Source organism: Hyunsoonleella sp. J2K-J805 (genome assembly GCF_057167125.1).
Genome location: NZ_CM169901.1, coordinates 2,861,950 through 2,875,454, shown reverse-complemented (window position 1 = coordinate 2,875,454; position 13,505 = coordinate 2,861,950). Strand labels below are relative to the sequence as shown.

Below are 13,505 nucleotides of genomic sequence, written 5' to 3'. Positions count from 1 at the left end.
AAATTATTATTATAAAATTTCCGCCTTCGCGGAAATAACAAAAAACTTATACAAAACTTCTAAAAACAGTAAATCTCAACAGTAACTCTAGCAGCAACATTAATCCTGCGAGCAGCACTAATGGCCTGTATTTTTCTTCGTAATTGTAAAATTTAAATTCCTCAATTTCTGTTTTTTCTAGCTTGTTTATTTCCTCGTAAATCGCTTCTAACTTTTCGTTGTTCGTAGCTCTAAAATACTTACCTCCAGTGGCATCGGCTATTTCTTTAAGCAGTTCTTCATCTATTTCAACTTGAATTCTACCGTATTGAAAACGCCCTGTCCTGGAATCAATCGCCACTGGTGATAGTGCCATACCATTTGTTCCCAACCCAATAGTATAGGTTTTTATACCGTATTCTACTGCCAATTCACTTGCGGTTCTCGGGTCAATAAATCCTGTATTGTTTACACCATCGGTTAACAAAATGATAACTTTACTTTGGGCTTTACTGTCTTTCAATCGGTTTACCGAAGTAGCTAAACCCATACCAATGGCTGTCCCGCCTTCAATAATAGTGTTGTACTTTATACTTTTTAAGGAACGTAATACGATAGCCTTGTCACTGGTAATTGGTGTTTTGGTATAGCTTTCCCCTGCGTATTCCACAAGACCAATTCGGTCGTTAGGCCTTCCTTTTATAAACTCTGAAGCTACATCTTTTAGAGCCTCTAATCGATTTGGACTTAAATCTTTCGCCAACATACTTGCCGAAACGTCAATAGCCATCACTATATCAATACCTCTGGTAGTTTTCGTTTTACTGGACACATCAACGGTTTGTGGTCTTGCGAGGGCCGTAATTAATAGGCCTAATGCTAAAAGACGGAATATAAACAGGATGTGTCTTAATTTTGGCAGCCACGAATTGGTAACCTTAAATCCTTTTAGACTCGATATTTTTAGCTCTGCCGTCTGCTTTTTATTCTTAAAAATATACCATGCAATAGCTACCGGCAATAGCAGTAGCAACCAAAACAATTCTTTATTTAAAAACTGAATTCCTTCTAGCATTATTCCTCGTCGGTATTAAGTTCAACAGAATTTAAAATACGCTCTTCAATCTCATTGGCGTAAACATCATTTTCCTTAGTCGTGATTACAATTTGCTGAAATATATTACCAGCGTTAAACAATAAAAGCGTATACTCACCGCGTTGTTTCTTACCTTCTACCAACGTTGGGAAATTCCCTGTACCATGTACTTTTAATCCTTCGGCACCATTTGGAGTAGTAAACTTATCATTTTTCACAAGCATATTTTCAACACCTTGCTGTTCAATCATCTTAATGCTTTGCTCTGCAATTTGCTCTAGTTCTATTTTATTTTTACCAAGGTTTTTCACTTTTGTTGTAATAACATAAACATGAAACCCTTCCAAAATACTTCCATAACCAAACATGGTCATATCTACCTGTTGTTTCGCCTCCTCGGGAACAGGAGCAGGCATACGTTTTAAAACTCTTGGTGTAGAAATGGTTATTGGTGGTACACCGTATTGACTTGTAACCCAATCGCCCTCCAGCAATTCCTTGCTTTCATGTCCGATAATGGTATCTTTTACATAATCAAAACCATATTTGAAGGAAAGCCCTGTTAATGCGGCAAGTAGCAAAAACACGCTAATTCCAACTGTTAACCAAATCTTTTTACGTTGCTTTTTGCGCTCTTGCTCTTCACGATATTGCTCATCTAAAAGCTTTTCTTCTTCAGTAGGCTCTGGTAACACCTCTTTTACATGGTCAATTTCTGCATCTATCGTTTTTCTGTCCAATTCGGCTAAAGCCACATCTGGTGCCGACTTTGCAAATTTCACCAAATCGGCTCTTCTCAAGATACTTTCTAAGTTCCTTATTGTTTCAACACTTAAATCAATTTGGTTACCATCTTTTAATAAGCGCAACTTACTTATCAATTCGTCCGTAGTACTCTCTAAGGAATGGTCATACACCTTTTCATCTAAATATTTCCGAATTATCAGTGTTAATTCTGAATAGTAATCTTTCAACTGTTGGTGTTCTAAATAATGGCTTTCATCCAGTTTTTGTAATGCCAATTTTGCTCTATCATAAGGCGGCAATAAGGCAATTTTTTCTTCTTCGGTTAATGGTTTTTGTCGCCATATAAACCACCATAAAGCTGCTGCAATCACACCAATCACCAAGAGGGTTATCAGTAAATATTTCCACCAATTACCACCACGCTTCTTTACTTCGATAATAGGTTTTATGTCATAAAGCCCTTGTTTGGTGGTATCTACTTCAATATTTCTTACTTCAACCTTTAAGGAATCCGTAAAAAATGTGTTGTCGCCAACTATTATTTTTTGACGTGGAATAGTGTAAGCACCAGAATCAAATTGCGTTAAACCATATTTTTTTATTAAGTTGAATTTGTCTCGGTTCTTTACCGTATCAATAGGATAAGACTCAATCATCTCTAAGGGACTAAAGGTTTGCCCTTCTGGAAATACTACTAAACTTGTTGTATCAGTTTCAACTTGAATATTATATGTAATTTGTTCTCCAATTTTTATGGAGGTAGAATCGATGGACGATGTAACTTGGGCGAAAGAGAAAAAAGAAAACTGGATAAAAAGAAAAGAAAAAATGACCGACAACGGAAGACCGAAGACGGTGTATTTAGCTTTCATAAATCGTAATTCGTTACTCATAAATCGTTAATCCTTTATCCTCTTTGTTTAAAATAACCCAACAGCTTTTTTACGTAGCTTTCATCAACCCTACAATCAATAACCCCAGCTCCAGACCGTGAAAACGTTTCTTTAAAATAATTCACTTTATCCCTGTAAAACTTGGCGTAATTTTGACGTACCTTTTTTGATGTGGTGTTTACCAACATTAGTTCCCCCGTTTCCTCATCCTGCATTTGTACCACACCAAGATTTGGGATGTCCTCCTCGCGCTTGTCATAAACCCTTATTCCTGTAACATCGTGCTTTCCAGACACTATTTTCATAGTGCGCTCATAATCATCTGCAATAAAATCAGACAATACAAACACAATTGCTTTTTTCTTCATCACATTGGTTAAAAACTTCAATGCTTCCGCAATATTGGTTTGTTTACTTTCTGGCTTAAACTCAATCAACTCGCGAATAATACGTAAAACATGCGAGCGTCCTTTTTTAGGCGGAATGTATAATTCGATTTGATCTGAAAACAAAATCAGACCTATTTTATCATTATTCTGCGTTGCTGAAAATGCTAAAGTTGCCGCAATTTCTGTAACGACTTCATTTTTAAATTGCTGTTCTGTACCAAACAACTCCGAACCAGAAATATCCACCATTAACATCATGGTCAATTCCCGTTCCTCTTCAAAAACCTTCACAAACGGTTCGCTGTAACGGGCTGTAACATTCCAATCTATATTTCTAACGTCGTCGCCAAATTGATACTGTCGTACTTCACTAAAAGTCATACCACGCCCTTTGAAGGTAGAATGATATTCACCTCCAAAAATATGATCAGACAACCGTCGTGTCTTAATCTCAATTTTGCGTACTTTCTTTAGTAATTCTTTAGTATCCATTTTTTAAGTGTGCAGTGTTCAGTATGCAGTAAGCAGTCTAAAAATAGCATTCAGTATGAGTTTTCAGTTTACATTCGAGTAAGAACTGAAGACTGATGACTGAATACTGCCAACTAATTAAGGTACTTCTATCTCGTTTACAATTTTGTTTATGATGTTTTCTGAAGTTACATTTTCAGCTTCGGCTTCGTAAGTGATGCCTATTCTATGGCGCAACACATCATAAACCACGGCGCGAACATCCTCTGGAATAACATACCCTCGGCGCTTAATAAACGCATAACATTTTGCTGCAGTAGCTAAGTTGATGCTACCACGAGGCGACGCTCCAAAGGAAATGAGTGGTTTTAAATCGGTAAGTCTATATTTTTCAGGATATCTAGTAGCAAATATGATATCCAAAATGTATTTCTCAATTTTTTCATCCATGTACACATCTCTTACTGCTTCTTGAGCTGTTAGGATTTGCTTTAAGGACACCACAGGATTCACTTTTTCAAAAGCACCTTTTAAATTGGCGCGGATAATCATTTGCTCTTCATCCAATTTTGGATAATCGATTACCGTTTTCAACATAAAACGGTCTACCTGTGCCTCTGGCAATGGGTAAGTTCCTTCTTGTTCAACTGGGTTTTGAGTTGCCATTACCAAAAATGGCTTGTCTAAGACAAATGTTTCATCCCCAATGGTAACTTGCTTTTCCTGCATAGCTTCAAGCAATGCCGACTGCACTTTGGCCGGTGCACGGTTTATCTCATCTGCCAGTACAAAATTGGCAAAAATTGGTCCTTTTTTAATGGAGAAATCGTTCTCCTTCATGTTATAAATTAATGTCCCAGTAACATCAGCCGGTAATAAATCTGGTGTAAACTGTATTCTACTAAAACCCCCGTCAACCGCTTGCGCCAACGTATTTATCGCCAAGGTTTTTGCTAAACCAGGAACACCTTCAAGCAAAATATGCCCTTGTCCTAAAAGCCCTATCAACAGACGTTCTACCATGTGTTTTTGCCCTACAATAACCTTGTTCATTTCTAAAGTAAGCAAATCTACAAAGGCACTTTCCTTCTCAATTTTCTCGTTTATAGACTTAATATCAATTGTACTCGTTTCTTCCATCATTTTTAAGTTTAAGAGATCTATTTATCGCCATTTTTTTAAGCAATGCAAATTGTTAAAATTTTTATTTGAAACCTGTTAAAAATTGGTTAAAAAAATTAACGAAACACGATGAAACCTGACTTTAACCATTAATTATGATAAGATTCTCTTAAATGGCAACAAATCGTGAATAAATAATGATTAAATCTCTCCATAATGAAAGGGATTTACCCAGCTTTTTAGGTATTTTTAGTTCGAATTATCATAAACTATGGAAAAAACAGCATTTATAACAGGAGCTACAAGTGGGATTGGAGAAGCTACCGCTTACGAATTTGCAAAACACGGTATTAAGTTAGTCCTCTGTGGAAGACGATTAAATAGACTTAATACCATTAAAGAGGCTTTAAGTAGATTGACCGATGTACATATTTTAAATTTTGATGTTAGAAACAAACAAGCAACTTTAGATGCCATTACTTCATTACCAAAGGATTTTAGCAAGATTGATATTTTGATAAACAATGCTGGAAACGCCCATGGTTTAGACCCAATACAAGACGGTAGTTTAGATGATTGGGACGCTATGATGGACATCAATGTAAAAGGCTTATTATATGTAAGCAAAGCTATTATTCCGCAAATGACGGCTCGAAAATCTGGACACATCATTAATATTGGGTCTTCCGCAGGAAAGGAAGTATACCCTAAGGGGAACGTGTACTGCGGTAGTAAGCATGCGGTGTTGGCAATAACTGAAGGGATGCGCGTAGATTTGAATCCGTTTGGAGTAAAAGTAGGTGCCATAAACCCAGGCTTGGTAGAAACGGAATTCTCCAAAGTACGTTTTAAAGGTGGAAAGGAAGCCGACGGCGTTTATAAAGGGTTTAAGGCATTACAGGCAAAGGATGTTGCCGAAGTAATTCATTTTGCAGTTACCCGACCAGCACATGTAAATATTGCTGATGTTTTGATGTTTTGCACTGCGCAGGCGAATAGTGTTACGGTTAATAAATCATTATGATTACTGAATTAAAAAAAGAATGGTACGATTTAGTGACACCCTTTTCTTCCGACCTAGAATTAACCGAACGTTTATGGCAAGAGATTCATGAACAATACAGTTTAAAAATTCGTCACTATCACAACCTTTCTCACATTAGGCATATGCTTTCGCTTTCTCAACATGTAAAAAAGAACATCACTGATTGGAATACTTTTTTATTTGCCATTTGGTATCATGATATTATTTATAAACCTTCTCGAAAGGATAATGAGGCAAAAAGCGCGATTTTATCTAAAAACAGGCTGAATTTGTTGAATTATAGTGAAAAAACGATAAAAACCATCCAAAATCTTATTACTTCTACCCAAAAACACGAAATCATTCAAAATGAAAATAATGATAACGCATTTCTTTTAGATATTGATCTGTCAATATTAGGAAGTAACTGGGAAACGTATCAAAATTACATTAAGAACATAAGAAAAGAATATGCTATTTACCCCAACTTTATGTATCGAAAGGGACGTAAAAAAGTGTTGCATCATTTTATAAAAAGAAAAACATTGTATTTTACTGATGTTTTTCAAGATAAATATGAAGCCCAAGCAAAAGAAAACATTTTAAAAGAAATAAAATTATTATAATATAAGATTCCTGCTTTCGCAGGAAGTAGCTATGATTAACAAACGCCTACTTATCAAACACCTTTTGGCTCATAATGATGAGAACAGTTTTTATGATAAAAAACGAAAAATTGATATCAGTCAAAAAGAAGGTAAGGCTAAGTTTTTAAAGCATATTTGTGCGCTTTCCAATAGCAATCCTAAAAACAACTCCTACATTGTTATTGGTGTTGAGGATGAGGACAATAAAATTATTGGCGTTGATTTTTTTGATGATAGTAAAATTCAAAATTTGATTAATGCTTACTTAACCCATCCGCCAATAGTGCAATACGAGAATATTCCGTTTCCACATTTACCCGATGATAAAGTAGTAGGATTAGTAACTATAAGACCAACAGGAATGCTTACCTCTTTGCGAAAAAACATTTGGAAGTATTACGGCGGCTCTGTTTTTTTTAGGGATGGCAGCATGAGCATGCCCAAGGTTTTTGAAAGTGATATCAAGGATGTGAATTCCAAAATTGTGGAAGCCATCGAAAACAATGCTCAAAACAATATTGAGCATACTTTGGATGGCGTAATGGATTTTATGAATAAGCGCAAGGATTTCAATGCGCAGTACAAAGTGTTTAAGGAATACTTTGTGGTATGTTGGGCTGGACAAAAGAAAACTGTAAAAAACGAAGTGTTCTATTCTAGAGTAGATATAGAATTGATAAATGAGCAGGTACGTTTGTTTTTTTCTGCGTTAGATGAAGTTTCTATAAAAATTACTGAAGACACGTTTGAGATTATCGAGTATGTGAATTTAGGATTTCAAAAGAGCTACAAATATTATCCACTGGAAGAAACGGTAATCCATTTTCAGGACAATGCCAGTTATAACATCGAAACTAAACTGCTTTTTGAACCACCACAGTTTAATAAAAAAACGCTATACCATATCTACAACACCAACAATGCACTTTTAGAAAAACTAAAAAAAGGACTAAGCTTAACAGAAAGAGAAGCTTTAGACTTAAATAACCTACCTTCTACTTACTTGATTTGCTACCTAAATGATTTTGAAAACGCCATAGATAAATTGCGAGAAGCCAAACCGTATTTAAAAAATCAGGGGAATGGCATTTACTTGTTATACAAAGAAGCCATGCGCATTTTAAGGAAAGTAAAATACAATTAACATTTGTTAATAAATTTAACCATAACTTAACATTTGGCCATTTCTATATTCTGAAAAAATAGTATGTTTGCACCGCTATTAATCATTTAATCAAACCTTGTGCTCCAAATCGAAAACAGAGTGTCAAGGTTTTTTTTTGCATTTTTTTAATATTATCCACTCGAGTTTTTCCAATTCAAAAGTTTGATTATTAGAACATAATATTTATTGATATTAACCGGGTAGAGAAAAAATTCTAGATTTACTAAATTTATATTCACTGGTATTGTGAAATCTGTACAATATCTAATAATTTGGCACAACAAAATATAAGTACATGAAAAAAAGACAATTAGGCAATAACGGGTTTCAAGTGAGCGAAATAGGACTGGGTTGCTGGCAATTAGGTGCAGATTGGGGTAATGCCATAGACAAAAAACAAGCATTAAAAATTCTGGATGAAGCTTTTAATAGTGGGATTGATTTTTTTGACACTGCGGACGTATACGGTGATGGCAGAAGCGAAACCCTTATTGGAGAATTTATTAAAACCTCAGGTAAAACGATAAGAGTTGCTACTAAATTTGGACGTGGCGATAATGTGTTTCCAAATAATTACAGTGAGAAAGCATTAAGAACAGCTGTAAATAAATCTAGAAAACGTCTGAATAAAGATTGCATAGATTTGTTACAACTACACTGTATACCTACTGAAGAATTAAAAAAAGGAGAGGTTTTTGATTGGCTAAGAACTTTAAAGAAGGAAGGTAAAATAGCTCATTTTGGAGCTAGCGTAGAGAGCGTCTCCCAAGGTTTAGTATGTCTAGAACAAGACGAGCTACAGTCACTTCAAGTAATTTACAATATTTTTAGACAAAAATTAACTGATGAGCTATTACCACAAGCACATGAAAGAGGCGTTGGAATTATAGTTCGCTTACCGTTGGCGAGTGGTTTACTTTCTGGAAAGTTTACAACGGAAACTTTGTTTCTTGAAAACGACCATAGAAATTATAATCGGGATGGAGATGCTTTTAATGTCGGCGAAACTTTTGCTGGACTTCCTTTTAACACTGGGGTAAAATTATCTGATGAATTGAAAGCATTTTGTCCAGAAAGTTTATCTATGGCCCAAATGGCCTTACGTTGGATATTGGACCATAAGGAGGTAACTACGATTATCCCTGGTGCAAGCTCAACAAAACAAGTGATAGAAAACTCAAAGGTTAGTGATTTACCTTCGCTCTCTAATAAATTAATGGGCGAATTAGAAGAGTTTTATCATAACAACGTCCATAATGAAATTAGAGGTGTTTACTAAAGCACAAAAACACTAAGATTGGTTTTGCATTAGGGATAAAATACTTCGACTCCGCTTAGTCCATACTAAAAGTTGGAGTTCCCTAACCTAAAGAGGAACAATTAGTGAAATATTCATATACACGATTTCATTAATATAAAAGTTGAGCTAATTGATGAGGGTATAAAGTAACCGTTTAGGCTTTATAAGGTTTAATTTGAATAAAAAAAACCGCTTCATTACTGAAACGGTTTAAATATTTAAGAGCTATGATAGGTTATTTACCACCATCAAGTTCGTCTTGCCATTTTAAAAGTTCTTGCCATTTGCCTTCGTAAGCTAATTGTGCTTGTTTAGGCCATGTCCCTGGGTTATGCATTTTAAAACGTTCTCCTCCAGATTTCAACACACTTTGGCATTTATCTACCGAACATTCAGATAATGCTTTCCAAGTTTTTACATCATTATTATGGAATAATTCCTGAATTTTTGGACCGATGCCTTCTACAAGAGTCAGATCGTTTTCTTTAACCTTTTTTCCAAAAACAGCTTTGGCAGCGGCCGCATCAAACGGAATTAACGTTGCGCTAGACGCGGCAAGAGATGATGCTAAAGATGCCTTGGTTGTTTTTAAATCGCCTTCTAAAGTCAGATTACTTTTTCTACAAGCATCTAATTCCGCCTGTAATCTGGCAACTCTATCTTCGCAGTCGCTATTATCAGAGCCTCCACCTAAAAGCTTTCCTAATAAGTATCCTAAAATTGCTGAGATAAGTCCTACTAAAATCGGAATAAGCCAGCATGGTATATGTATTGCTAAAAAATTCATAATCTAATTTATATGTTTAATTAATGGTTATTACTGTTCTTCTATTTTGTGCTTTACCTGCTTCGGTAGTATTATCTGCAATTGGTTCTGACTGTCCTTTAGAAGAGGTTTCAATGTTTCCTTCTAAAATGCCATTTTTAACCAGATAACTTTTTGCAAAATCTGCACGTTTTTGCCCTAGCGTTAGATTGTTTGCTGCATTACCCGTATTATCGGTATGCCCAACAACTAATACTTTCACACCCAACTTATCAACACAATGTGATATGTCGGCCATTTTTTGGCGTTGTTCTGATGTTAAATTTATAGCCGCCTCTCCAGTTTTAAAATGAAGTACTAAAGGATTATCTCTTACGGCATCACAAGCTTTTTCCAATGCTTCTAAAGTTGCCTTATACGAGTCATCCATTGTTAACATTCCAAAATTAACAGGTCCAAATAAAGTACCCGCATCATCAGGAACAATATCATCCGCTAATTTTCCGTAAGTGTCTATTTGTTTGGATGGCACACCATGTAATACTAGATAGTTTTTTACAGCATTAGCACGTGCCAAACCTAAATTTGGATATACTGAATTATTTACCTCATCGCTTTTGTAAAGGCCAGTAATCTTCACATCTTTAAGCGGATTTCCAATTAAATAATCCTTAAGTTTTACAATACCTTCTTCAACTTTAGATGAAACTGGTTCTAAAATTGAAAAATTTGAGGTTTTAAAATTGAAGTTGTCGTTTAATTTCAATTTAAAATCACCATCAGGATCACTAATGGCAAATGCATTCTGTGATGCAGATTTTACCTCGGGTTCTACTACACTAGTCTTATCGGTTTTATCGTGTTTACAGCCATTTTCGTCACAACATGCTTTGCAACAAAAAAAGATATACAAAATAGTACCGATTAGAATAGTGAGTACAATCCCCAAGATATAGGAAAGTTTTTTACTCATTTTTGGTTAGTGTTTAATTAATATTAAAATTAAGTGTCTTAAAAATAACACCTTACATCTCAAATTTAAGAAACACAATTTGAATAAAAGTCACAAAATTAACAAATGTTAATTTTTTTAAAAATCTACAAATCAAATTTAATACCCTGAGCCAAGGGCAATTCCGTAGTATAATTAATTGTGTTTGTTTGGCGTCTCATATAAATTTTCCAAGCATCAGAGCCAGATTCACGCCCACCGCCAGTATCTTTTTCACCTCCAAAGGCACCACCAATTTCGGCTCCGGATGTCCCGATGTTTACATTAGCAATCCCACAATCAGAGCCAGCATGCGACAGAAAACGTTCGGCTTCTCGTAAATTATTGGTCATAATCGCAGAGGACAATCCTTGAGTAACATTATTTTGAATGTGGATGGCATTTTCAACTTCACCTGAATATTTTAACAAATACAATACAGGAGCAAAAGTTTCATGCTGTACAATTTTAAAATCTGGTTTAGCTTCTGCTATGGCAGGTTTTACATAGCAACCACTTTCATATCCATCACCTGAAAGCACACCGCCTTCAACTATAATTTTCCCACCTTCTTCAACCACTTTTTCTAAAGCTTCATTATACATGCTTACCGCATCTGTATCTATTAAAGGGCCTACATGATTGTTTTCGTCCAAAGGATTCCCAATACGCAATTGTTTATAGGCATCAACCACAGCATGTTTCACTTTATCATAAACCGATTCATGGATGATTAAACGACGTGTTGATGTACAACGCTGTCCTGCAGTACCAACTGCACCGAACACTGCTCCAATAACCGTCATTTTTATATCGGCATCAGGGGTGACGATAATGGCGTTATTCCCTCCTAATTCCAAAAGTGATTTCCCTAAACGTCCTGCAACTTCCTGCGCTACGATTTTCCCCATTCTGGTAGAACCTGTCGCTGAAATTAATGGAATCCGAGTATCCTTGGTCATAAACTCGCCTACTTTATAATCGCCATTAATTAAGCATGAAATACCTTCTGGCAAATTATTATCCTTTAAAACCTCAGCAATAATATTTTGGCAAGCAATACCACATAATGGTGTTTTTTCAGACGGTTTCCACACACATACATCACCACAAATCCAAGCTAGCGCCGTATTCCACGACCATACGGCTACGGGAAAATTAAAAGCTGAAATAATACCTACAACACCAAGCGGATGATACTGCTCATACATACGATGCCCCGGTCGTTCAGAATGCATGGTTAAACCATGTAGTTGACGAGACAATCCCACTGCAAAATCGCAGATATCAATCATTTCTTGAACTTCACCCAAACCTTCTTGGTAACTTTTACCCATTTCGTAGGATACTAATTTTCCTAAAGCTTCTTTCTTTTCACGCAGTTTATCTCCAAACTGACGTACAATTTCACCACGTTGTGGTGCGGGCATTACACGCCATTTTTTAAAAGCAGCTGTAGCAACTTTCATTACTGTTTCATAATCTTCTTTTGTAGTTGCTTTTACCGCCCCAATTAATTGACCGTCTACAGGAGAATAACTTTCAATCACATCGTCCTCCCGATAGTTATCGGGAGAAAAGTGAAATGACCCCGTAGAAGTCCCCTCATTTAAAGGGTGTACTCCTAATATTTTCAATGCATTTTGAATGCCAAATTCAACCGCTACTGATTTCATATTTATTGATTATTCAGTTATAGAAATAATATTTGCGAATATACTAATAAAAAGTTGTTTTTATTAAAATTATTCAATACTGAAATTAGTATCTTTATGACTCAAAAAATTCATCAGATATATGAAAAAGTTCCTTCCCATACTATGTGTCACTTTGATGATAACGTCTTGTAAAAACGATGTAAAACTAGAAGCTACACAAGAACCCGTTCAAACTGAAAAAACAGAATTTGCCATCGTTATTCATGGTGGCGCTGGTTATATTCGAAAAGATAATATTTCTGACGCAAAAGAAATTGAATACCGTCAGAAGTTAGAAGAAGCTATTCGCGTTGGGTATAACATTTTAAAAGGTGGTGGTACAAGTTTAGATGCAGTACAAAAAACCATAAATATTCTGGAAGATTCACCTCTTTTTAACTCTGGCAAAGGCGGTGTTTACACCAATGAAGGCATGTGCGAACACGATGCCTCAATTATGGATGGCAATACCTTAAATGCAGGAGCTTCGGCAGGCACTAAAACCGTTAAAAACCCGATTGATTTAGCTAGAGCGATAATGGAACAATCGCCACATGTGATGCTTGCGAGAGAAGGCGCTGAAACTTTTGCAAAGGAGCAAGGTTTAGATATGGTTGACCCTTCTTATTTCTACACTGAAAAAAGTATGAAGGCACTGGAACGTGTAAAAGCTTCAGAACAAAAAAAAGTAGCCTCGTTTTATGATGCCGGCATCCAAAACTCAAAATTTGGAACTGTAGGTTGTGCTGCGTTAGATAAGCATGGAAACTTATCAGCAGGAACATCTACTGGAGGTATGACCAATAAGCGCTGGGGGCGCATTGGCGATTCTCCTATTATTGGTGCTGGTACTTATGCCAATAACAACACTTGCGCCGTATCCAGTACGGGTTGGGGCGAATACTTTATTCGTGGTATGGTGGCTTATGATATTTCTGCACTCATGGAATACAAAGGTTTAAGTTTAGAGGAGGCTTCAAAAGAAGTGATTCAAAATAAATTATCGAAAGTTGGAGATGGTAAAGGTAATGGTGGTATAATTGCGCTGGACGCCTCTGGAAATATAGCTATGGAGTTTAATACACCGGGTATGTTTAGAGCTACTATGAATGATAAAGGGGAATTATATATTGGAATGTACAAGAAATAATGTAACATTTTGATATCTTTAATACTTATAAATAGCTAACCCTCAACTACCACAACCTAATTTGCTTG

12 protein-coding genes are annotated in these 13,505 nt (G+C 35.9%); 5 read left to right on the top strand and 7 right to left on the bottom strand.

Annotation, left to right across the window (positions count from 1 at the left end; all coding sequences use genetic code 11):
* Positions 1–46: 46 nt before the first annotated feature.
* From AC1B0Z_RS12760 to AC1B0Z_RS12745, 4 genes are all read right to left on the bottom strand, one after another.
* Positions 47–1,054, bottom strand: a complete 1,008-nt coding sequence (locus tag AC1B0Z_RS12760) for a vWA domain-containing protein (protein WP_483792428.1) — start codon at positions 1,052–1,054, stop codon at positions 47–49.
* A complete protein-coding gene (locus AC1B0Z_RS12755; RefSeq protein ID WP_483792427.1) occupies positions 1,054–2,715 on the bottom strand; it encodes a BatD family protein in 1,662 nt (553 codons plus the stop codon). The genes AC1B0Z_RS12760 and AC1B0Z_RS12755 overlap by 1 nt, the downstream gene beginning before the upstream one ends.
* Positions 2,716–2,729: 14 nt before the next feature.
* Positions 2,730–3,596: a DUF58 domain-containing protein gene (locus AC1B0Z_RS12750; RefSeq protein ID WP_483792426.1), complete on the bottom strand. Its 867-nt coding sequence runs from the start codon at positions 3,594–3,596 to the stop codon at positions 2,730–2,732.
* Positions 3,597–3,713: 117 nt separating this feature from the next.
* Positions 3,714–4,715, bottom strand: coding sequence for an AAA family ATPase (locus AC1B0Z_RS12745; RefSeq protein WP_483795306.1), 1,002 nt, complete (start codon positions 4,713–4,715; stop codon positions 3,714–3,716).
* 253 nt (positions 4,716–4,968) lie between these two features.
* Between AC1B0Z_RS12745 and AC1B0Z_RS12740 the strand changes: the two genes are divergently transcribed.
* From AC1B0Z_RS12740 to AC1B0Z_RS12725, 4 genes are all read left to right on the top strand, one after another.
* Positions 4,969–5,721, top strand: coding sequence for an SDR family NAD(P)-dependent oxidoreductase (locus tag AC1B0Z_RS12740; protein ID WP_483792425.1), 753 nt, complete (start codon positions 4,969–4,971; stop codon positions 5,719–5,721).
* The gene (locus AC1B0Z_RS12735) at positions 5,718–6,347 is read left to right on the top strand and encodes an HD domain-containing protein (protein WP_483792424.1); all 630 of its coding nucleotides are present in this window, start codon (positions 5,718–5,720) and stop codon (positions 6,345–6,347) included. Before AC1B0Z_RS12740 ends, AC1B0Z_RS12735 begins: the two co-directional genes overlap by 4 nt.
* Before the next feature lie 31 nt (positions 6,348–6,378).
* A complete protein-coding gene (locus AC1B0Z_RS12730) occupies positions 6,379–7,512 on the top strand; it encodes a DUF5929 domain-containing protein (RefSeq protein ID WP_483792423.1) in 1,134 nt (377 codons plus the stop codon).
* A gap of 316 nt (positions 7,513–7,828) precedes the next feature.
* Positions 7,829–8,812 (top strand): aldo/keto reductase, encoded by a 984-nt coding sequence (locus tag AC1B0Z_RS12725; RefSeq protein WP_483792422.1) that lies wholly within the window; start codon positions 7,829–7,831, stop codon positions 8,810–8,812.
* Between the two features lie 256 nt (positions 8,813–9,068).
* Here the strand turns inward: AC1B0Z_RS12725 and AC1B0Z_RS12720 are convergent, their stop codons facing one another.
* The 3 genes from AC1B0Z_RS12720 to amaB form a co-directional block, all read right to left on the bottom strand.
* Positions 9,069–9,620, bottom strand: a complete 552-nt coding sequence (locus AC1B0Z_RS12720) for a hypothetical protein (protein ID WP_483792421.1) — start codon at positions 9,618–9,620, stop codon at positions 9,069–9,071.
* A gap of 16 nt (positions 9,621–9,636) precedes the next feature.
* Entirely contained in the window at positions 9,637–10,572 is a 936-nt protein-coding gene (locus tag AC1B0Z_RS12715) for an OmpA family protein (protein WP_483792420.1), read from the bottom strand.
* A gap of 125 nt (positions 10,573–10,697) precedes the next feature.
* A complete protein-coding gene (amaB, locus tag AC1B0Z_RS12710; protein WP_483792419.1) occupies positions 10,698–12,266 on the bottom strand; it encodes an L-piperidine-6-carboxylate dehydrogenase in 1,569 nt (522 codons plus the stop codon).
* Positions 12,267–12,387: 121 nt separating this feature from the next.
* Between amaB and AC1B0Z_RS12705 the strand changes: the two genes are divergently transcribed.
* The gene (locus tag AC1B0Z_RS12705) at positions 12,388–13,437 is read left to right on the top strand and encodes an isoaspartyl peptidase/L-asparaginase family protein (RefSeq protein WP_483792418.1); all 1,050 of its coding nucleotides are present in this window, start codon (positions 12,388–12,390) and stop codon (positions 13,435–13,437) included.
* Positions 13,438–13,505: the final 68 nt, after the last annotated feature.

Bases quoted from the DNA above. Each gene is read 5' to 3' on its own strand.
- AC1B0Z_RS12760 (WP_483792428.1), bottom strand. From the start codon at position 1,054: ATGCTAGAAGGAATTCAGTTTTTAAATAAAGAATTGTTTTGGTTGCTA.
- AC1B0Z_RS12755 (WP_483792427.1), bottom strand. From the start codon at position 2,715: ATGAGTAACGAATTACGATTTATGAAAGCTAAATACACCGTCTTCGGT.
- AC1B0Z_RS12750 (WP_483792426.1), bottom strand. From the start codon at position 3,596: ATGGATACTAAAGAATTACTAAAGAAAGTACGCAAAATTGAGATTAAG.
- AC1B0Z_RS12745 (WP_483795306.1), bottom strand. From the start codon at position 4,715: ATGGAAGAAACGAGTACAATTGATATTAAGTCTATAAACGAGAAAATT.
- AC1B0Z_RS12740 (WP_483792425.1), top strand. From the start codon at position 4,969: ATGGAAAAAACAGCATTTATAACAGGAGCTACAAGTGGGATTGGAGAA.
- AC1B0Z_RS12735 (WP_483792424.1), top strand. From the start codon at position 5,718: ATGATTACTGAATTAAAAAAAGAATGGTACGATTTAGTGACACCCTTT.
- AC1B0Z_RS12730 (WP_483792423.1), top strand. From the start codon at position 6,379: ATGATTAACAAACGCCTACTTATCAAACACCTTTTGGCTCATAATGAT.
- AC1B0Z_RS12725 (WP_483792422.1), top strand. From the start codon at position 7,829: ATGAAAAAAAGACAATTAGGCAATAACGGGTTTCAAGTGAGCGAAATA.
- AC1B0Z_RS12720 (WP_483792421.1), bottom strand. From the start codon at position 9,620: ATGAATTTTTTAGCAATACATATACCATGCTGGCTTATTCCGATTTTA.
- AC1B0Z_RS12715 (WP_483792420.1), bottom strand. From the start codon at position 10,572: ATGAGTAAAAAACTTTCCTATATCTTGGGGATTGTACTCACTATTCTA.
- amaB (WP_483792419.1), bottom strand. From the start codon at position 12,266: ATGAAATCAGTAGCGGTTGAATTTGGCATTCAAAATGCATTGAAAATA.
- AC1B0Z_RS12705 (WP_483792418.1), top strand. From the start codon at position 12,388: ATGAAAAAGTTCCTTCCCATACTATGTGTCACTTTGATGATAACGTCT.